General features: G+C 74.7%; 24 protein-coding genes and 1 pseudogene. 14 read left to right on the top strand and 11 right to left on the bottom strand.

The genetic code is table 11. The features are described 5' to 3' along the window. Positions 1 to 50: 50 nt before the first annotated feature. Positions 51 to 536: a nuclear transport factor 2 family protein gene (locus tag ACP7TJ_RS04325; RefSeq protein ID WP_244353732.1), complete on the bottom strand. Its 486-nt coding sequence runs from the start codon at positions 534 to 536 to the stop codon at positions 51 to 53. Between the two features lie 142 nt (positions 537 to 678). Here ACP7TJ_RS04325 and ACP7TJ_RS04320 point away from each other — a divergent pair, with 142 nt between their 5' ends. After that, complete coding sequence (locus ACP7TJ_RS04320; RefSeq protein ID WP_093764932.1) at positions 679 to 1,419, top strand: SDR family NAD(P)-dependent oxidoreductase; 741 nt, start codon at positions 679 to 681, stop codon at positions 1,417 to 1,419. A 25-nt stretch (positions 1,420 to 1,444) separates the two neighbouring features. Here ACP7TJ_RS04320 and ACP7TJ_RS04315 read toward each other — a convergent pair whose 3' ends face one another. From ACP7TJ_RS04315 to ACP7TJ_RS04305, 3 genes are all read right to left on the bottom strand, one after another. Continuing rightward, positions 1,445 to 1,624, bottom strand: coding sequence for a hypothetical protein (locus ACP7TJ_RS04315; protein WP_063823437.1), 180 nt, complete (start codon positions 1,622 to 1,624; stop codon positions 1,445 to 1,447). A 180-nt stretch (positions 1,625 to 1,804) separates the two neighbouring features. Next, positions 1,805 to 2,680 carry an undecaprenyl-diphosphate phosphatase gene (locus tag ACP7TJ_RS04310; protein ID WP_266395515.1) on the bottom strand — a complete coding sequence of 292 codons (876 nt, stop codon included), beginning with the start codon at positions 2,678 to 2,680 and terminating at the stop codon, positions 1,805 to 1,807. A 166-nt stretch (positions 2,681 to 2,846) separates the two neighbouring features. Beyond that, positions 2,847 to 3,317, bottom strand: a complete 471-nt coding sequence (locus ACP7TJ_RS04305) for a winged helix-turn-helix transcriptional regulator (protein ID WP_367474839.1) — start codon at positions 3,315 to 3,317, stop codon at positions 2,847 to 2,849. A 137-nt stretch (positions 3,318 to 3,454) separates the two neighbouring features. Here ACP7TJ_RS04305 and ACP7TJ_RS04300 point away from each other — a divergent pair, with 137 nt between their 5' ends. Beyond that, the gene (locus ACP7TJ_RS04300; protein ID WP_093764935.1) at positions 3,455 to 4,624 is read left to right on the top strand and encodes a thiolase family protein; all 1,170 of its coding nucleotides are present in this window, start codon (positions 3,455 to 3,457) and stop codon (positions 4,622 to 4,624) included. 15 nt (positions 4,625 to 4,639) lie between these two features. Here ACP7TJ_RS04300 and ACP7TJ_RS04295 read toward each other — a convergent pair whose 3' ends face one another. Then, complete coding sequence (locus tag ACP7TJ_RS04295; protein ID WP_266395507.1) at positions 4,640 to 5,428, bottom strand: TVP38/TMEM64 family protein; 789 nt, start codon at positions 5,426 to 5,428, stop codon at positions 4,640 to 4,642. Positions 5,429 to 5,477: 49 nt separating this feature from the next. On the opposite strand from ACP7TJ_RS04295, the gene ACP7TJ_RS04290 reads away from it, so the two are divergent. The 3 genes from ACP7TJ_RS04290 (at position 5,478) to ACP7TJ_RS04280 (ending at position 8,628) form a co-directional block, all read left to right on the top strand. Continuing rightward, positions 5,478 to 6,224 (top strand): DNA alkylation repair protein, encoded by a 747-nt coding sequence (locus ACP7TJ_RS04290; protein ID WP_193459759.1) that lies wholly within the window; start codon positions 5,478 to 5,480, stop codon positions 6,222 to 6,224. 308 nt (positions 6,225 to 6,532) lie between these two features. After that, the gene (gene tuf / locus ACP7TJ_RS04285) at positions 6,533 to 7,702 is read left to right on the top strand and encodes an elongation factor Tu (protein WP_427762183.1); all 1,170 of its coding nucleotides are present in this window, start codon (positions 6,533 to 6,535) and stop codon (positions 7,700 to 7,702) included. 80 nt (positions 7,703 to 7,782) lie between these two features. Beyond that, on the top strand, positions 7,783 to 8,628 hold the full coding sequence (locus ACP7TJ_RS04280; protein ID WP_401543909.1) for a spermidine synthase: 846 nt from the start codon (positions 7,783 to 7,785) through the stop codon (positions 8,626 to 8,628). 183 nt (positions 8,629 to 8,811) lie between these two features. Here the strand turns inward: ACP7TJ_RS04280 and ACP7TJ_RS04275 are convergent, their stop codons facing one another. From ACP7TJ_RS04275 to ACP7TJ_RS04265, 3 genes are all read right to left on the bottom strand, one after another. Further along, positions 8,812 to 10,161, bottom strand: a complete 1,350-nt coding sequence (locus ACP7TJ_RS04275; RefSeq protein ID WP_380798355.1) for an MFS transporter — start codon at positions 10,159 to 10,161, stop codon at positions 8,812 to 8,814. Positions 10,162 to 10,177: 16 nt separating this feature from the next. After that, positions 10,178 to 11,188 (bottom strand): hypothetical protein, encoded by a 1,011-nt coding sequence (locus ACP7TJ_RS04270; protein WP_167742509.1) that lies wholly within the window; start codon positions 11,186 to 11,188, stop codon positions 10,178 to 10,180. Positions 11,189 to 11,268: 80 nt separating this feature from the next. Further along, on the bottom strand, positions 11,269 to 11,733 hold the full coding sequence (locus ACP7TJ_RS04265; RefSeq protein WP_093764942.1) for a cyclic nucleotide-binding domain-containing protein: 465 nt from the start codon (positions 11,731 to 11,733) through the stop codon (positions 11,269 to 11,271). 222 nt (positions 11,734 to 11,955) lie between these two features. Here ACP7TJ_RS04265 and ACP7TJ_RS04260 point away from each other — a divergent pair, with 222 nt between their 5' ends. Then, complete coding sequence (locus tag ACP7TJ_RS04260) at positions 11,956 to 12,612, top strand: DedA family protein (protein ID WP_427767272.1); 657 nt, start codon at positions 11,956 to 11,958, stop codon at positions 12,610 to 12,612. Between the two features lie 212 nt (positions 12,613 to 12,824). On the opposite strand, the gene ACP7TJ_RS04255 is transcribed toward ACP7TJ_RS04260, so the two are convergent. Further along, positions 12,825 to 13,355 (bottom strand): gamma carbonic anhydrase family protein, encoded by a 531-nt coding sequence (locus ACP7TJ_RS04255; RefSeq protein ID WP_367488282.1) that lies wholly within the window; start codon positions 13,353 to 13,355, stop codon positions 12,825 to 12,827. 106 nt (positions 13,356 to 13,461) lie between these two features. Between ACP7TJ_RS04255 and ACP7TJ_RS04250 the strand changes: the two genes are divergently transcribed. From ACP7TJ_RS04250 to ACP7TJ_RS04240, 3 genes are all read left to right on the top strand, one after another. Then, on the top strand, positions 13,462 to 14,295 hold the full coding sequence (locus ACP7TJ_RS04250; RefSeq protein ID WP_401628814.1) for an acyltransferase: 834 nt from the start codon (positions 13,462 to 13,464) through the stop codon (positions 14,293 to 14,295). Positions 14,296 to 14,421: 126 nt separating this feature from the next. Further along, positions 14,422 to 14,994 (top strand): helix-turn-helix domain-containing protein, encoded by a 573-nt coding sequence (locus tag ACP7TJ_RS04245; protein WP_390923920.1) that lies wholly within the window; start codon positions 14,422 to 14,424, stop codon positions 14,992 to 14,994. Positions 14,995 to 15,037: 43 nt separating this feature from the next. Further along, positions 15,038 to 15,601, top strand: coding sequence for a YbaK/EbsC family protein (locus tag ACP7TJ_RS04240; RefSeq protein WP_093764946.1), 564 nt, complete (start codon positions 15,038 to 15,040; stop codon positions 15,599 to 15,601). Positions 15,602 to 15,626: 25 nt separating this feature from the next. On the opposite strand, the pseudogene ACP7TJ_RS04235 reads toward ACP7TJ_RS04240, so the two are convergent. Further along, positions 15,627 to 16,846, bottom strand: a pseudogene (locus ACP7TJ_RS04235) (4-hydroxybenzoate 3-monooxygenase). 65 nt (positions 16,847 to 16,911) lie between these two features. After that, positions 16,912 to 17,325 (bottom strand): CoA-binding protein, encoded by a 414-nt coding sequence (locus ACP7TJ_RS04230; protein ID WP_093764948.1) that lies wholly within the window; start codon positions 17,323 to 17,325, stop codon positions 16,912 to 16,914. A gap of 187 nt (positions 17,326 to 17,512) precedes the next feature. Here ACP7TJ_RS04230 and ACP7TJ_RS04225 point away from each other — a divergent pair, with 187 nt between their 5' ends. From ACP7TJ_RS04225 to ACP7TJ_RS04205, 5 genes are all read left to right on the top strand, one after another. Then, on the top strand, positions 17,513 to 18,235 hold the full coding sequence (locus tag ACP7TJ_RS04225) for a hypothetical protein (RefSeq protein WP_176710687.1): 723 nt from the start codon (positions 17,513 to 17,515) through the stop codon (positions 18,233 to 18,235). Continuing rightward, positions 18,232 to 18,771, top strand: a complete 540-nt coding sequence (locus tag ACP7TJ_RS04220; RefSeq protein ID WP_093764949.1) for a SixA phosphatase family protein — start codon at positions 18,232 to 18,234, stop codon at positions 18,769 to 18,771. Before ACP7TJ_RS04225 ends, ACP7TJ_RS04220 begins: the two co-directional genes overlap by 4 nt. A gap of 23 nt (positions 18,772 to 18,794) precedes the next feature. Next, positions 18,795 to 19,421: a YigZ family protein gene (locus ACP7TJ_RS04215; RefSeq protein WP_193459753.1), complete on the top strand. Its 627-nt coding sequence runs from the start codon at positions 18,795 to 18,797 to the stop codon at positions 19,419 to 19,421. 70 nt (positions 19,422 to 19,491) lie between these two features. Further along, positions 19,492 to 20,655 (top strand): exonuclease SbcCD subunit D, encoded by a 1,164-nt coding sequence (locus tag ACP7TJ_RS04210; protein WP_167742507.1) that lies wholly within the window; start codon positions 19,492 to 19,494, stop codon positions 20,653 to 20,655. Beyond that, entirely contained in the window at positions 20,652 to 23,642 is a 2,991-nt protein-coding gene (locus ACP7TJ_RS04205; protein ID WP_427762174.1) for an AAA family ATPase, read from the top strand. Before ACP7TJ_RS04210 ends, ACP7TJ_RS04205 begins: the two co-directional genes overlap by 4 nt. Positions 23,643 to 23,653: the final 11 nt, after the last annotated feature.

The raw sequence follows: 23,653 nt of genomic DNA, 5'->3' as shown, positions 1-23,653 counted from the left end.
CCTACCCCGTGATGCCTCCAGTGTGCGTCCCGGCCCGGCCGGATGCGGGTTCAGTGGATCACACCGTCCGCCCGTCCGCCGGTCGGGCTCCGCCATTTCTCTCGCACGACGACCCGGCTCAGCCGCCAGCCGTCGGGCGTGCGCACCACCGTGAACACGCACCGGCCGCCGCTCAGCAGGTCGAGCCCGGCGGCCGCGGCCCCGTCCCCGCCGCGGGAGGCGGGGCTGACGTAGTCGGTCCGCACCTCGGCCGTGTCCCCGGTGTCCTGTTCCCACGTGCCCAGCCGCACCCGGCGGTTGACGAACAGGTGCTGCCGCACGGGGAACTCCGCGCACCGCTCGGCCAGCCATCCGGCCACCGTCCCGGCGTCCCCTTCGATGCCGCCCGCGGCGCGGTAGTCCGCCCGGCCGTCCGGGGTGAACAGCCGCCGGTACGCCGCCCAGTCGCCGTCGTCGACGGCCACCGCGTAGTCGGTGACGAGTCCGTCCAGGGCCAACTGGTCCCGTACGGTCGCGAGCTCCACACGCTGCGTCATCGGCTCAGTGTTGACCATGCGGGGAGCGCAGCCAAGGGGCGTGCGCGGACATTCCCCCCGCCTCCGGGCCCGGGGGCGACGCCCGCGGGCGCGTCTGCGAGTCTGGGGATCTTCGTCCCGCGTTCTGCGCCAGGAGGTACCCATGAAGCGTCTGGTCACGGTGGTCACCGGGGGAAGCCGGGGCATCGGCGCCGCGACCTGCCGCCGGCTGGCGGCGGAGGGGCACGACGTGGCGGTGAACTACGTCCGGGACGCCGACGCCGCCGAGAAGGTGGCCGAGGACGTGCGGGCCGCGGGGGCGCGGGCGGTGACCGTGCGGGCGGACACGTCCGTCGAGGCCGACGTGGAGCGGCTGTTCGAGGTGACGGAGAGCGAACTCGGGCCGCTGACGGGGCTGGTGAACAACGCGGCGGTGACCGGGCCGCTGGGACCCTTCACCGAGGTGGGCACGGACACCCTGCGACGGGTCGTCGACGTCAACGTCGTCGGCACGCTGCTGTGCGCGCGGCGGGCCGCCCAGTTGATGACGCCGCGCGGCGAGGGCGTGATCGTGAACATCTCGTCGGGCGCCGCGACGTTGGGCAGCCCCGGCGAGTACGTGCACTACGCGGCGACCAAGGCGGCCGTGGACGCGCTGACCCTGGGGCTGTCGAAGGAGCTCGGGCCGGCCGGGGTGCGGGTCAACGCGGTCGCGCCGGGCCTGATCGACACGGAGATGCACGCCGCGATGGGGGCGCCGGACCGGGTCCGGGAGATGGCCGGGACCATTCCGCTCCGGCGGGCGGGACGGGCGGAGGAGATCGCGGCGGCGGTCGCCTGGCTGATGTCGCCGGAGGCCTCGTACACCACGGGGACGGTGCTGAGGGTCGCGGGCGGACGCTGACAGGGGAACGCGGGACGGACGGGCGTCAGGCCGCCTCGACGACCCGTCCGCGGATCGCGGCCGCCCACTCGACGACCAGCATCTCGTACTCCTCGCGCTCCTGGGCGGACAGGGAGCCGCCGGCCCGCAGCCAGAGGGCGCGGATCTGCTCGTTCACCTCGGCGGCGGACCGGACGGAACCAGGGGGCGTTAAATCGGGGGACATGCGGACAAGCCTAGGGCCATGGACTGACGGTGCGCTACCGGACGGCTACGGGACCCGTATGGGTTCGGTCACGTGCCGCGGACACGTCCCGGGTGGACGTTCCGCGGCAGAACCGTTTCCGCATGCCCAATCCCTGCCGTGCGGTGCCGTGCGGTCCGAGCCGCGGACTCGCGTGGGCGCTCAGCCCGCCGACTCCGCCGCGTGCGGGCTGAGCGCGCCGGTCGCGACCAGGACGATGATCACGACGCCGAGCGCGATCCGGTACCAGACGAACGGCATGAAGCTCTTGGTCGAGATGAACTTCATGAACCAGGCGATCACCGCGTACCCGGTGACGAACGCGATCACCGTGGCGAAGAGCGTCGGCCCCCAGGAGACGTGCCCGCCGTCCGCCGCGTCCTTCAGCTCGAACAGGCCGGACGCCAGCACGGCCGGGATGGCGAGGAGGAACGAGTAACGGGCCGCGGCCTCGCGCCGGTAGCCCATGAACAGGCCGCCGCTGATGGTGGCGCCGGAGCGGGAGACGCCCGGGATCAGGGCCATCGCCTGGCACACGCCGTAGATCAGACCGTCCCGGACCGTCAGGTCGCCCAGCTCCTTGCGGGGCGCGGCCACCCGGTGCCGGCCGCCGCTCTCCGCGCGCGCCGCGAGCCGGTCGGCGACGCCCAGGACGACGCCCATGCCGATGAGCATCGCCGCCGTCAGCCGCAGATCGCGGAACGGGCCCTCGATCTGGTCCTTGAGGGTCACTCCGAGCACGCCGATCGGGATGGAGCCGACGATGACCAGCCAGCCCATGCGGGCGTCCTGGTCCCGGCGCATCTCCTTGTCGGTCAGCGAGCGGGACCACGCGGACAGGATGCGCCCGATGTCCTTGCGGAAGTAGATCAGCACCGCCGTCTCCGTGCCGATCTGGGTGATCGCGGTGAAGGCCGCGCCGGGGTCCTCCCAGCCGGAGAAGGCCGCGGTCAGCCGCAGATGCGCGCTGGAGGAGACGGGCAGGAACTCGGTCAGACCCTGGACGAGGCCGAGGATCAGGGATTCGAACCAAGACATAGGGCAGCGGGGTATCCAAGTGCCGATCGCGGAAAGGTCGAAGGGCACACCCCCACCGCCGGGTGCGGTGCTGTCGATCATCAGGCGCGCCGAGGGCGAACTGTAGCGCCCGGAGATGAAGCCCCGGCAAAGGAGCGATGGCCCCCCGCGTCCTTCCGGGTGACGCTCAGGCGGCCGCGGGACCGCCCACCGTCCAGCCGGGGACCTGGGGGTGCGCGGTCAGCTCCTGGTGCCGCGCCTCCTCGCCGCAGGCCCGGCAGGTGACGACCGGCACGAACTCGTTGCCGCAGTGGTGCTCCAGCGCCATCGGCGTGCCGCTGTCCGCCCGCAGATGCCGGTCGCCCCACTCCTTCAGGGTCCACAGCACCGGCTCCAGTTCGAGACCCGCCTGGGTGGGCCGGTACTCGAAGCGCTGCGGGCGCTCGCTGTACGGGCGCTTGGTGAGGATCCCGGCGTCGACCAGCCGGCGCAGCCGCGTGGCCAGGATGTCGCGCGGTGCGCCGATGTTGCGCACGAGCTGGTCGAAGCGGCCGTTGCCGAGGCACACCTCGCGCAGCACGAGCAGGGAGTACTTCTCGCCGACGAGGGCGAGGGCGTCGGCGATCGAGCAGGGGCGCGGGTCTTTGGAGGCGGCCATGGGGCCAGTTTACGGGCATGCCCACAAGTGGGTTTGATTTTCCAACGCGCCGCGTTATGGTGAGTCCGGATTTCCTACTCACCGGTAGCCCGACCCTGGTGACCGTCCGAACCGGCCCGGCCAAGGAGGCCCGCACCATGCGTGACGCAGTCGTCGTCGAAGCCGTACGCACGCCCATCGGCAAGGGCAAGCCCAACGGCGCCCTCGCCCATGTCCACCCGGTCGAACTGCTCGCCCACACCCTGCGCACCCTCGTGGAACGCTCCGGCGTGGACCCGGAGCTGATCGACGACGTCATCGGCGGCACCGTCGACCAGGTCGGCGAGCAGGCCATGAACACCACCCGCTACGCCGCCCTCTCCGCCGGACTGCCCGAGTCCGTGCCCGCCACCACCGTCGACCGTCAGTGCGGCTCCTCCCAGCAGGCCGTGCACTTCGCGGCCCAGGGCGTCATCTCCGGCGCGTACGACATCGCCGTCGCCTGTGGCGTGGAGTCCATGAGCCGGGTGCCGATGTGGTCCAACGTGCCCGAGGGCAAGGACCCGTTCGGCCCCGGGATCGCCGCGCGCTACCCGGAGGGGCTCGTCCCGCAGGGCATCAGCGCCGAACTCATCGCCGCCAAGTGGTCGGTCACCCGTGAGCAGATGGACGCCTTCGCCGTGTCCTCGCACCGCCGGGCCGCCGCGGCGTGGGACGCCGGGCTGTTCGACGCCGAGGTCGCGCCGCTGGAGGGCGTCACGCGCGACGAGTGCGTACGCCCCGGCACCAGCACCGAGGTCCTGGCCGGGCTCCGTCCCGCCTACCACGACCCGGGCTTCGCCGAGCGCTTCCCGCAGATCGAGTGGAACGTCACCGCCGGCAACGCCAGCCCCGTCAACGACGGCGCGTCCGCCGTCCTCGTCATGGCCGGGGAGACGGCCGCCAGGCTCGGCCTGCGTCCCCTCGCCCGGCTGCACAGCTTCGCCGTCACCGGCTCCGACCCGCTGCTGATGCTCACCGGCGTCGTCCCGGCCACCGAGAAGGTGCTGCGCCGGGCCGGGCTCTCCCTCGACGACATCGACCTGTTCGAGGTCAACGAGGCCTTCTCCAGCGTGGTCCTCGCCTGGCAGCAGGAGACCGGCGCCGACCTGGACAAGGTCAACGTCCACGGCGGGGCCATCGCCCTCGGTCACCCGCTCGGCGCGAGCGGCACCCGGCTGACGACCACCCTGGTCCACGCCATGCGGGAGCGCGGCGCGCGCTACGCCCTGCAGACCATGTGCGAGGCCGGCGGGCTCGCCAACGCGATGATCCTCGAGCGGATCTGAGGTCCGCTCGCGGCCCTAGCGTGCGCGCAGCCGGTGCCGCTTGCGCCACGCCACCACCGCGCCCGCCAGACCCGGTACGGCGATGCAGGCCAGCGCGATCAGGAAGGCCGGGGACGTCGGGGTGGAGGCGCGGGCGCCCGCCACCGCGTAGGCGGCGGTGTTCGGGATCGAGCCGAGCGCCGTCGCCAGCAGGAACGGCAGCAGGCCCATCCGGGAGACCGAGGCGCAGTAGTTGGCCGCGGCGAACGGGATCCCGGGGAACAGCCGCGCCGCCAGCATCGACCGGAAACCGTGCCGACTGAGCTGGTTGTCCGCGGCCTTCAGCCAGCGCCCGCGCAGCAGCGGACGCAGCGCCTCCTGGCCGAGCACCCGGCCCAGACAGAACGCGAGACCGGCCCCCAGCACCGTGCCGCCCAGCGCCGCGACCAGGCCGAACTGGGAGCCGAACAGCGCCCCCGCGGCCAGGTTGAGCAGCGGACGCGGCACGAACGCCACCGTGCACGCCCCGTACGCCACCGCGTAGGCGACGACGCCGACGACGCCGCCGAGCCGGGCCGGCAGGCCGTCGGTCAGCAGCCGCTGCGGCTCCAGCACCACCATGACCGCCGCCGCCGACGCGAGCAGCACGACCAGCAGGGACAGCCGGGACCACGGCGACAGCAGGGCTCTCGCGCAGCGGCTGGCGAAACCGGGAGCGGGCGCGAGAACGGGAGCGGCCGTGGGGACGGCGACCGCGAGGTCGGACGAGCCGGCCCGGGGAGGGGCCGCGGCGGTGCCCCCAGAGCGGTTGGTGGCATCGAGCATCCGGTGACACTAACCGACATATGTGCGAGATCGCCGTAGTGTTCGTCTCATGCGCGTCACAGAGGACGGTCCGGCGCCGCCGCGGGTGCCGGACAGCACCACGGCCGACACGGTGCTGGAGCGGCTCACCGCCGCGTACGCGTCCGCCTCCGACCCCGTCGCGGCCGCCGCCATGCGGGCGTACATGAAGGACGTCGCGCCCTTCCTGGGGCTGAAGACACCGGTGCGCCGCGCCCTGTCCCGCACCGTCGAGGCCGGACTTCCCCGCCCGTCCGAGGCCGACTGCACGGCCGTCGCCCTGCGCTGCTGGGAGCTGCCCGAGCGGGAGTACCACTACTTCGCCGTCGACTACCTGCGCCGGCACGTACGACGGTGCTCCTCCGGCTTCCTGCCCGTGACCCGGTACCTCGTCACCACCGTGCCCTGGTGGGACACCGTCGACCCGCTCGCCGCGCACGTCGTCGGGGCGCTGGTCGCCGCCGACCCCGCGCTCGCCGCCGAGATGGACCGGTGGAGCGCCGACGCCGACATGTGGCTGGTGCGCACCGCGCTGCTGCACCAGCTCCGCCACAAGGAACGCACCGACACCGAGCGGCTCTTCGGCTACTGCCTGCGCCAGTCAGGACACCCCGACTTCTTCGTCCGCAAGGCCATCGGCTGGGCCCTGCGCGAGTACGCCAAGACCGACCCGGACGCGGTGCGGGACTTCATCGCGCGGGAGGGCGACCGGTTCGCGCCGCTGTCGGTGCGGGAGGCGTCGAAGAACATCGGCGTGAGCCGGCCCGTCGGCCGGTGAACCGCAGGGCGGTCTTCCGCTGCGCGGAAAATCGTTCGACGCCCGGCGCGGCATCGGCAAGGATCGTCCCCATGTTCCGGTACGCCTTCCTTCTCGCAGCATCCGCCGTCGCGGATGCCCCGAAGGCTGCCGTCACCGTTCTCGTCGCCGCAGTCGACGGCGCCCGAAGCTGACCCTCCCCGGATCGTCCGGCGGACCCCGCAGGGGGAGGGTCGGCCAGGTTCCAGGGGTCCCCGTCCCGGCCGCGCGCCGATCCGCCGCGCCCGGGGCCTGACGCGTCATCACCTGAGAGGCTTCCAGGTACCGCCATGTCCAAGACGGCGTACGTCCGCACCAAACCGCACCTCAACATCGGCACGATGGGCCATGTCGACCACGGCAAGACCACCCTGACCGCCGCCATCACCAAGGTCCTCGCCGAGCGGGGCGCCGGCACCTTCGTCCCGTTCGACCGCATCGACCGGGCCCCGGAGGAGGCCGCCCGCGGCATCACCATCAACATCGCGCACGTCGAGTACGAGACCGGCACCCGGCACTACGCGCACGTCGACATGCCCGGCCACGCCGACTACGTGAAGAACATGGTCACCGGCGCCGCCCAGCTCGACGGGGCGATCCTCGTCGTCTCCGCGCTGGACGGGATCATGCCGCAGACCGCCGAGCACGTGCTGCTCGCCCGTCAGGTGGGCGTCGACCACATCGTCGTCGCCCTCAACAAGGCCGACGCGGGCGACGAGGAGCTCACCGACCTGGTCGAGCTGGAGGTCCGCGAGCTGCTCACCGCGCACGGCTACGGCGGTGACACGGCGCCCGTCGTCCGGGTCTCCGGACTCAGGGCGCTGGAGGGCGACCCGCGCTGGACCGCGTCGATCGAGGCGCTGCTCGACGCGGTCGACACCTATGTGCCCGTGCCGGAGCGGTATCTGGACGCGCCGTTCCTGCTGCCGGTGGAGAACGTGCTCACCATCACCGGCCGCGGCACCGTCGTCACCGGCGCGGTGGAGCGCGGCACGGTACGGGTCGGCGACCGGGTGCGGGTGCTCGGCGCGGACACCGAGACCGTGGTGACCGGCCTGGAGACCTTCGGCAGGCCCATGGAGGAGGCGCAGGCCGGGGACAACGTGGCGCTGCTGCTGCGCGGGGTGCCGCGTGACGCGGTCCGGCGCGGACACGTGGTGGCCGCGCCGGGAAGCGTGACGCCCAGCCGGCGGTTCACCGCGCGTCTGTACGTGCTGTCGGCCCGCGAGGGCGGCCGGACGACACCGCTGTCGACCGGCTACCGGCCGCAGTTCTACATCCGCACCGCGGACGTCGTCGGGAACGTCGACATCGGCGAGGCGGCGGTGGCGCGGCCCGGTGACACGGTGACCGTCACCGTGGAGCTGGGGCGCGACGTGCCGCTCGAGCCGGGTCTCGGCTTCGCCGTCCGCGAGGGCGGGCGCACGGTCGGGGCCGGGACGGTGACGGAGGTCGGCTGAGCCTCCGACGCGCCGGGCTGCCCGCTCCCGTGACCGGGGGCGGGCGGCCGTGCCGCCCGGGGCGGCGGCACAATGGGACGGTGAGCGAGCCCGTCCCCGTGTCCCGCGCCGTCGACCACGGCACCGCCAAGCTGATGCCCGACGTCGACCGGGACCGGGCCTGGCTGCTGACCGTCGACGGCGCGCCGCAGTCCTACGTCGACCTGGACGAGCCGGAGCACCTGGAGTTCGAGTACGCCCGGCGGCTCGGGCACGTCCTCGACGTGGCCGGCGAACCCGGCGGCCCGCTGGACGCCGTGCACCTCGGCGGCGGGGCGATGACGCTGCCGCGGTATCTGGCCGCCACCCGGCCCGGGTCACGTCAGCACGTGGTGGAGGCCGACGCGGGGCTCGCGGACCTCGTCGCCGAGCACCTGCCGCTGCCGGCCGGCGCCGGTGTCACCGTGCACACCGCGGACGCGCGCGCCTGGCTGGAGGCGGCGCCCGACGACAGCGCGGACGTCCTGGTCGCCGACGTCTTCGGCGGCTCGCAGGTGCCCGCGCACCTGACCACCGTCGGCTACGTCGACGAGGTCGCGCGGGTGCTGCGGCCCGGCGGGGTGTACCTCGCCAACCTCGCGGACGCGGCGCCGTTCGCCTTCGTGCGCTCGCAGCTGGCGACGGTGGGGACGCGGTTCGCGGAGTGCGCGTTGATCGCCGAGCCGGCGGTGTTGCGGGGGCGGCGGTTCGGCAACGTGGTCCTGGCTGCCTCGGACCGCCCGCTGGACATCCCGGCCCTGACCCGCGCGGTCGCCGGCGACCCGTTCCCGGCGCGGGTGGAGCACGGGTCGTCCCTGCGCCGGCTGGTGGGCGACGCGCCCCCGGTCCACGAAGGGACGGCGGTGCCGTCGCCACTGCCGCCTTCGGGGGCGTTCGCGATCGGTTAGGGGGCGGCCGCGACGCCGTCGTGGTCGCTCGCGCAGTTCCCCGCGCCCCTTGGAGGGCGACGGTGGCGCCGCCCCCTCAGGGGTCCCCGGGTCCCCTGGAAGGCGACGGTGGTGCCCGCCCCTTCAGGGGCGCGGGGAACTGCGCGCTCGGCCCCCGCCGGGCGGCGGGTCGGTCACAAGGGCTCAGCCCTGTTCCCTCGCCGAGAGCGGGGCATCCGCGCCGAGCGTCGGTGCGGGCACCGCCGTGACCTGCTTCGTGCGGCGGCGCAGATTGCGGACGTCCGGGACCGCGAGGACCGCCGCCGTCACCACGACGACCAGCGCCGCGCAGCCCCACAGCGCCTCCGGGCGGCCGAACGCCGACTCCGCCGGCCCCGCGAGGGCCATCGCCGCCGGGACCAGGGCGACCGAGCCGAACCAGTCGTAGGCGGACACCCGGGACAGCTTCTCCTCGGGTATCTCCTGATGCAGCGCGGTCATCCAGGAGACGCCGAACACCTCCACGGACAGCCCCGTCAGGAACATCACCGCGCACAGCACCGCCACCGGCACGGGCACCGCGAGCGCGGCGGACGGCAGCGCCAGCGGGAACACGCACAGGGTGCCCACCAGCAGCAGACGGCGCGGCTGCCAGCGGGTCATCAGCAGCGCGCCCGCCACCGTGCCGCCGCCGAAGAAGGCCAGCGCGACACCCCAGGGGGCCGCCCCGCCCAGGTGGTCCCGGGCGACGAGCGGACCGTAGACCGCGTCGGCCGCGCCGACGACCGCGTTGGCGACGGAGAACTGCACGACGATGCCCCACAGCCACGGCCGGCCGGTGAACTCCCGCCAGCCGTCCCGCAGATCGGCGAGCATCCCGCCCCCCGGCTCGCGCGGCGGTATGTGCTTCACGTCGAGGAACGTCCGCAGCACCGCCGCGACCGCGAAGGCCGCCGCGTCCGCCGCCAGCACCCAGCCCGGCCCGATCGCGGCGACCATCGCCCCGCCGAGCGCGGCGCCGCCCAGGGTCGCCCCGTGCATCGCCATCCGGAACACCGCGAACGCGCGGCCGGCCTGCTCGCCGTCGACGGAGGAGAGCAGCATGCCCTCGGCGGCGGGGTTGAAGAACGCCTGCCCGGTGCCGCCGAGCGCGCTGAGCAGCATCATCTGCCACAGTCGCGGCTCGCCCGCGAGGACCAGCGCGGCGAACGCGGCCTGCGAGACGCAGTTCAGGACGTTGGCCGCGACCATCACCCGGTGCCGCGGCAGCCGGTCCGCCACGGCGCCGCCGATCAGCAGGAACAGCACGAGCGGCAGGGTGCGGGCGGCGGCCACCAGGCCCACGTCCCCGCCGTCGCCGCCCGCGGCCAGCACGGCGAACGCGGCGGCGATCAGCGCGCCGTGGCTGCCCAGGTTGGTCACCACGGCGGAGGCGGTCAGCAGCGTGTAGTTGCGGCCGGCCCAGGCGGGGCGGCGGCGGTCGGCGGAGGTCGGCACCCGGTGACTATCGCCGGGAGGGGGCCGACTTGCCAAATGGGTTCCGGGCCCGCTCATGCGCGGGCCCGGACCGTCACGACTCCGTCGGCGCTTCCTCGGTCAGCCGGACCGTGCTGAGGATCTTCTGCACGGTCGCCTCGGGGATCTCGTCCTTCACGCCCGCCGCGCCGTACAGGTTCCAGGTGATGAAGTCGCCCGCGCCGTTCTTGAACGCGAACGTGATCGCCTTGCCCTCGCTGTCGCACTTGCCCTTCTGCGGCGTGCCCTCCGAATGCGCCGTGGCCACATGCCCGGTGACCCCGGACTTCGTGGTGTACGGCTTCGGCGCGTCGTACTTCACGCTCTTCTTGTCGGGCTGCGTGTAACCGCCGAAGATCCACCACGGCACGCGGGTCTCGGCCGCCTCCTTGGTGTCCTTCGCGCCGTTCTCGCCGCGGGTGCCGGCGGTGGCGAGCGCGGTGTCCTCGGTGCGGCCGTCCTTGTTCTCGTCGGCGGTGCACCATTTGGACTTCAGATAGGCGGGGGCGGTGACGGTGGTGCGGCCCATCTCACCGTTCTTCTCCTCCCATTCGAAGCCCACGGAGGTGTCCGGCGTCTCGATCTCCCAGTCGGCCGGGACGTCGAACTTGGTGCCGAAGCGGGTGTTCACGACGACCTGCCAGCCCGGGATCGTCGCCTTCTCGCCCTCGCCGCCGCGCGGGTTGCCCCCCGAGGCCGAGGGGGCCGGATCGGCGGAGGCGTCCTTGGACGCGGTCGCGCTCGGCTTGGCGGGCTTCTTGCCGTCGGCCTCGTCGTCCTTGTCGCCGCCGAGCACCAGGAAACCGGTCACGCCCGCGGCCACGACCACCGCCGTCGCCGCGATGATCGCCACCAGCTTCGTACGGTTCCCGCCGCCGCCGCCGTCCCCCGGCTGCGGCATGCCCACGGTGGACGGTTCGCCCCACTGCGGCTGCTGCTGGTACGGGTTCGGCTGCTGATAGCCGGGTTGCTGGTAAGGATTCGGCTGCTGGTACCCCGGCTGCTGGTACGGATTGTTCGACTGCGGGTTCTGCTCGCCCCCGGGCGGCTGCTGTCCTGGCCACATGGGCAGTCACCCTAGCCGCGCCCTGACACGATTCGGTCACTGCCCTTTGACGGGGACGTAGCAAGCGCGGGCGGCCTCCCTCACACGCCGGCGCCGGCGCCGTACGGACCGAACAGGTCGAGCAGCCGGACCCGGGCGGAGTGCAGCCGGTGGGCCACCACCTCGCCCACCCAGCGGGTCACCTCCCGGCCCAGCTCCGCGTCCCTCTCGCACAGGGCGAGGACGGACGCGGCGTCGAACTCGTACGCCCGCACCGGGGTGGCCGCCTCGGCGCCCAGGTGCCAGACGTGCGGGCGGAACAGCCAGGACCAGCCGATCAGCTCGTTGTGCCCGAGCCGCTCGATGGTGACGGGCCGGCGGCCCGGCACCCGCATGTCCAGCTCCACGGTGCCGGTCCGGATCACCCAGAACCGGTCGGCCCGGCCGCCCTCCTCGAACAACCGGGTCCCCTGCGGGAAGGACACCTCGCGCGCGGCGGCCATGAGCCGCTCCCGGTGCTCTGCGGGCAGGGCACGCGGCAGGCTGGGCGACGTAGGAGCGAACATGGCGGGCCTCCCGGGAGCGAAGTGTGGGCCGTCGTCGGTGTCTCCAGTGGCTGTCTCCAGAGTCCCCCCGTCCGCCTCCGCCCGCATGGGCCGACCGGCCCCCGCGGCACGGCATACGGCCCCGACCGGACGGCTCACCCCGACCCGGTAGGCTTCCCGACCGTGCCCCCCGACCGGGCGCACACGCACGCACACGGCATCGGCGGACCGGAGGAAGAGGCGTTGCACGTCCAGGAATGGCTCGAGACCGTACCCGCGGTCGCCGTGTACGCGCTGGTGGGAATCGTCATCGGGCTGGAGAGCCTGGGCATCCCGCTGCCCGGCGAGATCATCCTGGTCTCCTCGGCGCTGCTCGCCTCCCAGCACGGCGACATCGACCCGGTGATCCTCGGCGCCTGCGCCACCGCCGGCGCGATCATCGGCGACTCGATCGGCTACGCCATCGGCCGCAAGGGCGGACGCCCGCTGCTGGCCTGGCTGGGCGGGAAGTTCCCCCGCCACTTCAGCGAGGCGCACATCGCCACCGCCGAGCGGTCCTTCCAGAAGTGGGGCATGTGGGCGGTCTTCTTCGGCCGCTTCGTCGCCCTGCTGCGGATCTTCGCGGGCCCGCTCGCGGGCGTGCTGCACATGCCGTACTGGAAGTTCCTCACCGCCAACGTCCTCGGCGGCATCCTCTGGGCGGGCGGCACGACGGCGGTCATCTACTACGTGGGCATCGTCGCCGAGTCCTGGCTGAAGCGGTTCTCGTGGCTCGGCCTGGTGCTGGCGGTGCTGATCGGCCTGACCTCGATGCTGGTCCTGAAGCGCAAGGCGAAGAAGACGGCGACGGCCACGGCGGAACCGGCACCGGCCCCGGCCCCGGCCTCCGTGGGCGACTGACCCCGGCAGGGGGCTGGTCGCGCAGTTCCCCGCGCCCCTTCGGGGCGCCAGGACGGACCCGGCGATCCCGCAGCCGCCCGTGCGGGCCGGTGGGGGCCGGTCGCGCAGTTCCCCGCGCCCCTCCAGGCGGGCTGCCCGACCGGCGCCCCGAAGGGGCGCGGGGAACTGCGCGAACGGCCCCATCGGGCCCGCAGCCGAACTGCGGACGGATGTCAGCCCCCGTGCTGATCCCGATGCGCCGCCGCCAGCTCCGCGTACATCGTCCCGTTGAGGGTCAGCCCCTCCCGCTCCTCCCGCGTCAGCTCCCGCCGTACCTTCGCCGGGACGCCCGCGACCAGGGAGCCCGGCGGCACCCGCATCCCCTGCGGCACCAGCGCCTGCGCGGCGACGAGCGAGCCCGCGCCGATCACCGCGCCGTTCAGGACCGTCGCGCTCATGCCGATCAGGCAGTCGTCCTCGACGGTCGCCCCGTGCACCACCGCGTTGTGCCCGACGGACACCCGCTCGCCCACGGTGACCGGGAACCCGGGGTCGGCGTGCAGCGTGCAGTTGTCCTGGACGTTGCTGCTCGCGCCCACCGCGATCGACTCCACGTCGCCGCGCAGCACCGCGCCGTACCAGACGCTGGCCCCGGCGTGCAGCGTCACGTCGCCGATCACGCTCGCCGTGGGCGCCACGAACGCCCCCTCGTCGATCCGCGGCTCCCTGCCGCCGATACCGGTGATCAGAGCCTGGTGCGTCATCGTCGCCTCCTAGTCGAACGTCGGGGGAACGGTACGCCACCCGGTGGGGTGAAGATCACAGGGGCGCCGGGCCGTGCCCGTCGCGCCCGCGGACTACGGTGAGCGGGTGCCGAAGCGCAAGAACACGTTCTCGTCCTGGCCGCGCCGCCTCGCCCAGCGCGCGGTCCACGCGGGCTGGGCCTGGGTGCAGCGCACGGGCTCGGTGACCGCCGAACAGCCCGGCCGCTTCCGCTTCGGCGCGATGGGAACAGGTACCAGACTCGCCTTCCCGCTCGGCACGATCTTCGGCGAGCCCTGGATCCGGATCGGCGCGCACTGCATCGTCGGCGAGCAGGTCACCCTCACCGCCGGACTCATGCCCGGCCTCGACCTCGGCCCCGAGCCCATCCTGCGCATCGGCGACGGCGTCGTCCTCGGCCGCGGCAGCCACGTCATCGCCGACACCACCGTGACCATCGGCAGCGACTGCTACTTCGGCCCGTACGTCTACGTCACCTCCACCAACCACTCCTACGACGACCCGCACGAGCCCATCGGCAGGCAGTGGCCGCGGATGGAGCCGGTGGAGATCGGCCCCGGCTGCTGGATCGGCACCGGCGCGGTGATCCTGCCGGGCGCCCGTGTCGGGCGGAACGTGGTGGTGGCCGCGGGCGCGGTCGTCCGGGGCGAGGTGCCGGACCACTGCGTGGTCGCGGGCGCGCCCGCCCGGGTCGTACGCCGCTGGACGCCCGACGAGGGCTGGCAGCCGCCGCTGCGCACCCCGCCGCCCGTGCCGCTCCCCGACGACATCACGCCCGACCAGCTGCGGGCGCTGTCGCGGCTCGACGAGGAGAGCGCGGCCCGCCTCGCCGAGCTGGACGAGGCCGGGCTGCTGGACGAGGCCGAGCCGAAGGACGCGAGCGCCGCCGCGCGGCTGGCCGAGGTGGAACCCGGCGCCTGACGCCCGCGCCGTACCCGCCCGGCCTCGCAGTACAGTGCGGTGAACCACCGGGTGCACCGCACCGCAGCCGCACGGGCCGGCCCCGGGCATCCGGACAGTCATCCGGACAGTCGAAACGGACGGAACGTGGCGGACCTCGACCTGCTGACCCGGTCCCTGGCGCGCAACGTCAAGCGCTGGCGCACCGAGCGCGGCTTCACCCTGGACATGCTCGCGGCCCGGGCGGGCGTCAGCCGCGGCATGCTCATCCAGATCGAGCAGGCCCGCACCAACCCGAGCATCGGCACGATCGTCAAGATCGGCGACGCGCTCGGCGTCAGCGTGCCCACGCTGCTCGACTACGAGCGGGGCCCGCAGGTGCGGGTCGTCCCCGCCGACCAGACGGTCCGTCTGTGGGAGACCGGGCGCGGCAGCTACAGCCGGCTGCTCGCCGGCACCGAGGCGCCGGGACCGCTGGAGATGTGGGAGTGGCGGCTGATGCCGGGGGACAGCAGCGACTCCGACCCGCACCCCGCCGGCACGGTGGAACTCGTCCATGTCACCGCCGGGGAGCTGACGCTCACCGTCGACGGGACGGAGCACCGGGTGCCGGCCGGCGCCAGCGCCTCCTTCGAGGCCAACACGCCCCACACGTACGGCAACGCCGGGGACGAGCCGGTGCGGATGTTCATGACGGTGTCGGTGCCGCCCGTGCAGTGAGACACCCTTCGGCGCCCGCACCGCCCGCTGTTACCGTGCCGCCATGCGCGCACCCATCGGAGACTTCGACCGGGCCACCCCCGCCCCCGACTGCCTCGACGAGCTGACCGCCCCCGTCGCGGAAGCGGTCCGCGGCTGGAGCGGCGGCGTCCCCGCCGACCAGATCCTCTACGTCGAGACGGACCCGCGCTGGGCCGACACCGCCGTCTTCGTCGAGCACTACGGCAGCGACCTGCTGGAGCGGTCGGCGAACTGTGTGGTGGTGGCGGGCAAGCGCGGCGGCGAGTCCACGCTCGCCGCGTGCGTCGTGCTGTCCACCACCCGGGCCGACGTGAACGGGGTGGTGCGCCGCCACCTCGGCGTCCGCAAGGCGTCGTTCGCGCCCATGGACACGGCGACGGGGGAGACCGGCATGGAGTACGGCGGCATCACCCCCGTCGGGCTGCCCGAGGGCTGGCCCGTGCTGGTGGACGCGGCCGTGGTGGACCTGCCGTACGTGCTGGTCGGCAGCGGGCGGCGGCGCGGGAAGCTGCTGGTGCCGGGCAAGGCGTTCGCGGAACTGCCGGGCGCCGTCGTGCTGGAGGGGCTGGGCAAGCCCGCCGCCTGATCCGGCCGGGGCGGACCGCCCGGCATCAGTACCGTACGGCCGTGCCCAGGTATTGCTCCGCGAAGGCCGTGGCGGCGGCCGGCGAGCTGAACAGACGGCGCAGCCGCGCCAGGGCGGTGCCCGCACGGAACGGATCGCCCGCCGCGCCCCCGTGGTACAGCTCGGAGAGCCACTGCGAGAACTCCTGGTAGTCCCACACCCGCCGCAGACAGCCCTCCGAGTAGCCGGCCAGACCGGTCCCGTCGCCCTTCACCAGCCGCGCGACGAGCGCGTCGCCCAGGGCGAACGCGTCGTGCAACGCCAGGTTCAGGCCCTTGGCGGCGATCGGCGCGACCAGGTGAGCCGCGTCCCCCGCCAGATGGAGACGGCCGAAGGACATCGGCTCGGTGACGTAGTCGTGCATGTCCAGCACGCGCTTCTCGATCAGCCGCCCCTCGGCCGGCGGCTCCGCGCCCGCCGCGTCCAGCCGGCGGCGCAGCTCCGCCCACACCCGCTCGTGCGGCCAGTTCTCCGGGTCGTCGCCCGGCGGGCACTGAAGGTAGTAGCGGGTCACCTCGGGACTGCGGGGCATCTGCCCGGCGAACCGTCCGGGTGGCAGCCGAACAGCACCCGGTCGGCGGACGGCGGCGCCTGAGCGAGCAGGGCCAGCCAGCCGATGCCGTAGTCGTGCCGCGCCACCCGGGCCCGCCCGGCGACGGCCGCCCTGGTCACCCCGCGCGCGCCGTCGCAGCCCGCGACGAACGCGCAGGCGACGACCTCCCGCCGCCCGCTCTCCGGGCAGACGTACGACACCGACGGACGGTCCCCGTCCAGGTCGTGCAGCCGTACGTCGCGCACCCCGAACCGCACGGCCCCGCCGCGCACGTCCGCGTACTCCCGCACCAGATCCGTGACCAGGAACTGCTGCGGATACACCCAGTGATGGCGACCCGTCAGCTCGTGGTACGCGAAGGGGTGACGCCCGCCCTCGAAGCGGAACTCGCACGCGGTGTGCCGCCGCGCCCGCTCCAGCAGGTTCCCGGCGAGGCCCCGCCGCTCCAGGCCGCGCACCACCGGTTCCTCGATCACCCCGGCCCGCGGCCGTCCCTCGACGAACTCCCGCGTCGCGGTCTCCAGCACCAGGCAGTCCACCCCGGCCGCCCGCAGCACGCACCCCACGGTGAGCCCCGCGGGCCCCGCGCCCACCACGACGACCGGAAACCGTTGCGACGCAGGGGAGTTGGGGAAGGCGGGTGTCTCGGTCATCGCGCCATTATGGCGTCACCCGTCCGTCCGGCACCGGTCGCGAAGGGGCGTTTCAAGCCGACGGTCTAGCCGAGACCCAGCCGCGGGATCTCGATCGCGGGACAGCGGTCCATCACCATGTCCACACCCGCCGCACGCGTGCGCCCGTACGCCTCCTCGTCGACCACCCCGAGCTGGAACCACACGGCCTTGGCGCCCTTGGCCACCGCCTCGTCCGCGACCGCGCCCGCCAGGTCGCTGTTGACGAACACGTCCACCACGTCCACGTCGAAGGGGACGTCCGCGAGCGAGGCGTACCCCTGCTCCCCGTGCACCGTCTCCGCCTTGGGGTGCACCGGCACCACGCGCTTGCCGAACCGCTGGAGCACCTGCGCGACCCCGTACGCGGCGCGCTGCCGGTTGGAGGACAGGCCGACCACGGCCCAGGTGTCACCGGACCGGGTGAGAATCTTGCGGACCGTTGCGTCGTCGCCGTACACCGTCGGCCTCCTGTGGGTCTGGAACGGACCGGCTCCGAACATGAGCCGGCGCCTGCGACAACCAGGCGCGCGCCACGGTGATTCCCGGCGCCGTGCGCCTGCCACGACGGGCGGCGCCGCGCAAGCGACGGCGCGAAAAGCGTGCGAGATACCTGCGTGCGCCCGCTCGCGCGCCTACGCTCGCCTCGTGCTGCGCATCACCGACGCCCGAACCGGCGAACTCGTGGACGCCGCCCCCTCCCGCCGGGGCCTGACCCGTGTCGAGGCCCACCCACGGGGGCTCGACCTCACCGCCCTGCGCGTGCTGCTGGCCGCCGACCTGCTCGTGCGCGCCCTGGAGCTCGGCGGCACCCCGGTGTGGGCGCTGCTCGCCGCCGAGCGGCAGCAGGAGGAGCTGCGCGCGGCGGCCGACGCGCTCGGGATCCGCCCCTTCGAGGACGGCGAGGGCGCCGCCGGACTGGGTGAGGCCCAGGTGCTGCACGTCGTGGACGAGGGCGGCGCCGAACCCGACGGTGTACGGGTCGCGGTCGCGCCCGTGACCTGGTCGGCCCCCGGTGCGCCCGACGCGGCCGACCGGGCCGCCCTGCGCCTCGCACTGCTCGCCCACCCGAGGACCGCGCCCGTGGTGATCGACGCGGACGCGCTCAAGCAGGCCGGTGACACCCTCGGTCGCTGGCGGACGGCGGTCGCCGGCTGGGCGCGGCGGCCGTCCCGCCCCGTGCCCGACGAGGTGCGCGCCGAGCTGCGCGCCGCGTGGGAGGACGACCTGGACACCGCCGGGGTGCTCGGCGCGCTCCGCGCGGTGGAGAGCGACCCCGGGGTGGCGGACGGCGCCCGCTTCGAGACGTACGCCTATGCCGACCGGCTGCTCGGCCTCCACCTCGCCCGCGACCTCGGGAACCCCGCATGATCGAGCGCGCGGCGGCCGGCCCCCTGCGCCGGCTGGTGGTGCTGCGGCACGCCAAGTCCGCCCGGCCCGAGGGCGTCGCCGACCACGAGCGTCCGCTCGCCGCGCGCGGCCGCCGGGACGCCCCCGCCGCCGGACGGGCCCTCGCCGACATGGACTGCCTGCCCGGCCTCGCCCTGTGCTCCACGGCCGTCCGCGCCCGCCGCACCTGGGAGCTGGCCGCCGCGCAGTGGGGCACGCCCCCGCCGGTCCGGTTCGACCCCCGTCTGTACCACGCGGACGTCCCCGGCCTGCTCGACGTGATCCGCGAGACGCCCGCGGAGGTCGAGACGCTGCTGCTCGTCGGCCACAACCCGGGTCTCGAGGACCTGGTGCTGACCCTCGCCGACGACGGCCTCGACGACACCCTGGACCGGGTCCGCGCCAAGTTCCCGACCTCCGCCGTCGCGGTGCTCGACTGGCGCGGCGCGGCCTGGCGCGACCTGGTCCCCGGCGGCGCCCTGCTCACGTCGGTCGCCGTCCCGCGCGGCAGGCGCTGACCGGGGCGGCATAGGCTGGCCGGATGCAGGACGAGTACCGCACCGTGGCCCGCGCGGGTGTGCACGAGACCGAGATCAACCGCTCCCGCTTCCTGTGCGCCCTCGCCCCGGCGGCCACCGAGCGGGAGGCGCAGGACTTCATCGCCGCCGTCCGCAAGGAGCACGCCGACGCCACCCACAACTGCTGGGCGTACGTCATCGGCGCGGACGCCTCCGTCCAGAAGGCCAGTGACGACGGGGAGCCCGGCGGCACCGCCGGCGCCCCCATGCTGCAGATGCTGCTGCGCCGCGACATGCGCTACGTCGTCGCCGTCGTCACCCGCTACTTCGGCGGCGTGAAGCTCGGCGCGGGCGGCCTCATCCGCGCCTACGGCGGCTCGGTCGGCGAGGCCCTGGACGCGCTCGGCACCCGCACCCGGCGCCGCTTCCGGCTGGCCACCGTGACCGTCGACCACCAACGGGCCGGCAAGGTGCAGAACGACCTGCGCTCGACCGGCCGCGAGGTGCGTGACGTGCGTTACGGCGAGGAGGTCACGATCGAGATCGGCCTGCCCGACGCCGACGTGGACGCCTTCCGCGCCTGGCTCGCCGACGCCACCTCCGGCGCCGCCCGCCTCGAACTGGGCGGGGAGGCCTACGGGGACGCCTGACCGGGACGTGACGGGTGATACGGGAGGAACCGCCCGCGCTGTCGGAGGCGCCCGATACGCTGCCGGGACCATGAGATTCCTGCACACGTCCGACTGGCACCTCGGCCGGTCCTTCCACCGGGTCGGCATGCTCGGCGCCCAGGCCGAGTTCATCGGCCACCTCGTCTCCACCGTGCGCGAGCGCGAGGTGGACGCGGTGGTGGTGTCGGGGGACGTGTACGACCGGGCGGTGCCGCCGCTCGCCGCGGTCGAGCTGTTCGACGACGCGCTGCACCGGCTGGCCGGCCTCGGCGTGCCGACGGTGATGATCTCCGGGAACCACGACTCGGCCCGCCGCCTCGGCGTCGGCGCGGGACTCATGGGCCGCGCCGGCATCCATCTGCGCACCGAACCCGCCGCGTGCGGCACCCCCGTCCTGCTGCCCGACGCGCACGGGGACGTCGCCTTCTACGGCCTGCCCTACCTGGAGCCCGCCCTGGTGCGGGACGAGTTCGGCGTGGAGCGGGCCGGGCACGAGACGGTCCTCGCCGCCGCCATGGACCGGGTGCGCGCCGACCTCGCCGCCCGCCCGGCCGGCACCCGCTCCGTCGTCCTCGCCCACGCCTTCGTCACCGGCGGCGAACCGAGCGACAGCGAACGGGACATCGCCGTCGGCGGCGTCGCGTCCGTGCCCGCCGCCGTGTTCGACGGCGTCGACTACGTGGCGCTCGGCCATCTGCACGGCTGCCAGACGCTCACCGACCGCGTCCGCTACTCCGGTTCCCCGCTGCCGTACTCCTTCTCGGAGGCCGGGCACCGCAAGTCCATGTGGCTGGTCGACCTGGCCGCCGACGGGAGCGTCACCGCCGAGCGCGTGGACTGCCCCGTGCCGCGCCCGCTCGCCCGCCTCCGCGGCACCCTCGAGGAACTGCTCGCCGACCCGGCGCTCGCCCCGCACGAGGAGGCGTGGGTCGAGGCGACCCTCACGGACCCGGTCCGCCCCGCCGACCCCATGGCCCGGCTCGCCGAGCGCTTCCCGCACACCCTCGCCCTCGTCTTCGACCCCGACCGGCCGCCGGACGACCCCGACGTGTCCTACGCCCGCCGCCTCGCCGGCCGCGACGACCAGCAGATCGCCGAGGACTTCGTCGCCCATGTGCGCGGCGCCGGACCAGACCCGCACGAGCGCACCGTGCTGCGGGACGCCTTCGACGCCGTCCGCGCCGACGACGCCGCGCGGGAGGTGGCCCGATGAGGCTGCACCGCCTGGACATCACCGCCTTCGGGCCGTTCGGCACCACCCAGAGCGTCGACTTCGACGCCCTGTCCGCCGCAGGGCTGTTCCTGCTGCACGGCCCCACCGGCGCCGGCAAGACCTCCGTCCTGGACGCCGTCTGCTACGCCCTCTACGGCTCCGTCCCCGGCGCCCGCCAGGGCGGCCAGGGCACCACCCTGCGCAGCGACCACGCCGCGCCCGCCACCCGCACCTCCGTCACCCTCGAACTCACCGTCGCCGGACGCCGCCTGGAGATCACCCGGCAGCCGCCGTGGGAGCGCCCGAAGAAGCGCGGCGCCGGCACCACCGTCGACAAGGCGCAGACCTGGCTGCGGGAGCGCGACGCCGCCACCGGCGCCTGGAAGGACCTGAGCCGCTCGCACCAGGAGATCGGCGAGGAGGTCACCCAGCTGCTCGGCATGAGCCGGGAGCAGTTCTGCCAGGTGGTGCTGTTGCCGCAGGGCGACTTCGCGCGCTTCCTGCGCGCCGACGCCGAGGCCCGCGGCAAGCTGCTCGGCCGCCTGTTCGACACCCACCGCTTCGCCGAGGTGGAGAAGCGCCTCGCCGACCGCCGCCGCGCCGCCGAGGCCCGCGTGCGCGACGGCGACGCCGACCTGCTCGCCGACGCCCACCGCATGCAGCAGGCCGCGGGCGGCGCCATGGAACTGCCCGAACTGTCACCGGGCCAACCCGGCCTCGCCGACGCCGTGCTCACCGCGGCCGCCGTCGCCCGCAGCACCGCCCGCGAACAGCTCACCGCCGCCCACTGCCGGCTCGCCACCGCCGAGTCCGTCCGCGCCGGGGCGGGCCGCGCCCTGGACGAGGCGCGCGAACGGCACCGGCTGCAACGCCGGTTCGCCGAGGCGCGGGAGCGGGCGGAGAGGCTGCGCGAGCGGTCCGGCGCCCACGACGAGGACCAGGCCCGCATGGAGCGGGCGCGCAAGGCCGAGACCGTCGCCCCCGCCCTGGAGCTGCGGGACTCCGCCGACGCCGAGCACCGCCGCGCGGCCGCCGCCGAGGAGCGCGCCCGCGCCCTGCTCCCCGCCTCCCTATCGGACGCCGGGCCGGACGGGCTCGCCGCGGCGGCCCGCCGCGCCGCCGAGGAACTGGGCGGACTGGAGTCGGCCCGCCGCGCGGAGCGCCGCCTCGCCGAACTCCTCGACGAGCGGGCCGGACTGGAGCGCCAGGAACGCGCCGACGAGGAGGTCCGCGAGGACGCCGAGGCCTGGCTCGCCGACTGGGAGGCCACCCGCACCGCCCTCCAGGACCGCATCGCGACCGCCCAGCAGGCCGCGACCCGCGCCGGGGAGCTCGCGGCACGGCGCGACACCGCCCGCCACCGGCTGGAGGCCGCCCGCACCCGCGACCGGCTCATCCGGGACGCCGAGACCGCCGCCGAGCAGGCCGGCGCCGCCCGCGAACAGGCCCTCGCCGCCCGGCAGCACTGGCTCGACCTCAAGGAACAGCGGCTGGGCGGCATCGCCGCCGAACTCGCCGCCGGCCTCACCGACGGCACCCCCTGCGCGGTCTGCGGCGCCACCGAACACCCGGCCCCGGCCCGCAGGGTCGCCGGACACGTCGACCGCGAGACCGAGGAACGCGCCCTCACCGGCTACCAGGACGCCGAGGACCGGCGCGCCGAGGCGGACCGGCGCCTCGCCGCCGTACGGGAGGAGCTGGCCGCCGCCGGCGCCGGGGCCGGGGACACCCCGGCCGAGCAGCTCGCCCGTGAAGTCGACGAGGCGGAGCGGGAGTACGCCCGGGCACGGGAGGCCGCCTCCACGCTGCACGCCGCCCAGGAGGAGCTGCGCGCCGCCGAACGCGAACACGAACTGCGCACCGCCGCCCAGCGCGACGCGGCCGTCCGCGCCGCCGCCCGCGTCGGCCACCGGGAGCGCCTCGACCTCGAACGCGCCGCACTGGAAGAGGAGTTGGCGCAGGCGCGCGGAAACGCACCCAGTGTCGCCGCACGCGCCGGGCAGCTCGAACGCCAGGCGGCGCTGCTCACCGACGCCGCCGGGGCAGCCCGCACCGCCGAGGAGGCCGCCCGGCGACTCAAGGACGCCGACGCCCGCCTCGCCGACGCCGCCTTCCGCGCGGGCTTCGACACCCCGCGGGCCGCCGCCGACGCCCTCCTCGACGACGACGCCCACCGGCAGCTGCAACGACGGCTCGACGCCTGGCACGACGAGGAGGCCGCCGTACGCGCCGTCCTCGCCGAACCGGAGACCGCGGCCGCCGCCCGCGAGCCCGCCGCGGACCTCGCCGCCGCCCAGCGGGCCGCCGAGGACGCCGACCGCGCCGTCCGCGAAGCCGCCTCCGCGCGCGACGCCGCCGCCCGCCGCTGCGCCGAACTCGACCGGCTCTCCGCCCGCGCCGCCGCCTCCGTGCGCCGGCTCGGACCGCTGCGCGAGGAGTACGACCGGGTGGCCCGCATGGCCGCCCTCACCGCCGGCACCTCGGCGGAGAACGAACGCCGGATGCGCCTGGAGTCGTACGTGCTCGCCGCGCGCCTGGAGCAGGTCGCCGCCGCCGCGACCGTCCGGCTGCGCCGCATGTCGTCCGGCCGCTACACCCTCGTCCACTCCGACGACCGCACCGGCCGCGGCCGCAGCGGCCTCGGGCTGCACGTCGTGGACGCCTGGACCGGCCGGGAGCGCGACACAGCCACCCTCTCCGGCGGCGAGACCTTCTTCGCCTCCCTCGCCCTCGCGCTCGGCCTCGCCGACGTGGTGACCGACGAGGCGGGCGGAGTGCGGCTGGACACGCTCTTCATCGACGAGGGCTTCGGCAGCCTCGACGACCAGACCCTCGACGAGGTGCTCGACGTCCTGGACTCGCTGCGCGAACGCGACCGCAGCGTCGGCATCGTCAGCCACGTCCCCGACCTGCGCCGCCGCATACACGCCCAGCTGGAGGTCGAGAAGGACCGCTCCGGCTCCCGGCTGCGGCAGCGCGGGACCTGACGGGGCGGCCG

It is taken from the genome of Streptomyces sp. DSM 41931, from assembly GCF_050271085.1.
GTDB lineage: Bacteria > Actinomycetota > Actinomycetes > Streptomycetales > Streptomycetaceae > Streptomyces > Streptomyces albogriseolus.
This window is presented reverse-complemented; position numbering and strand designations above follow the sequence as displayed.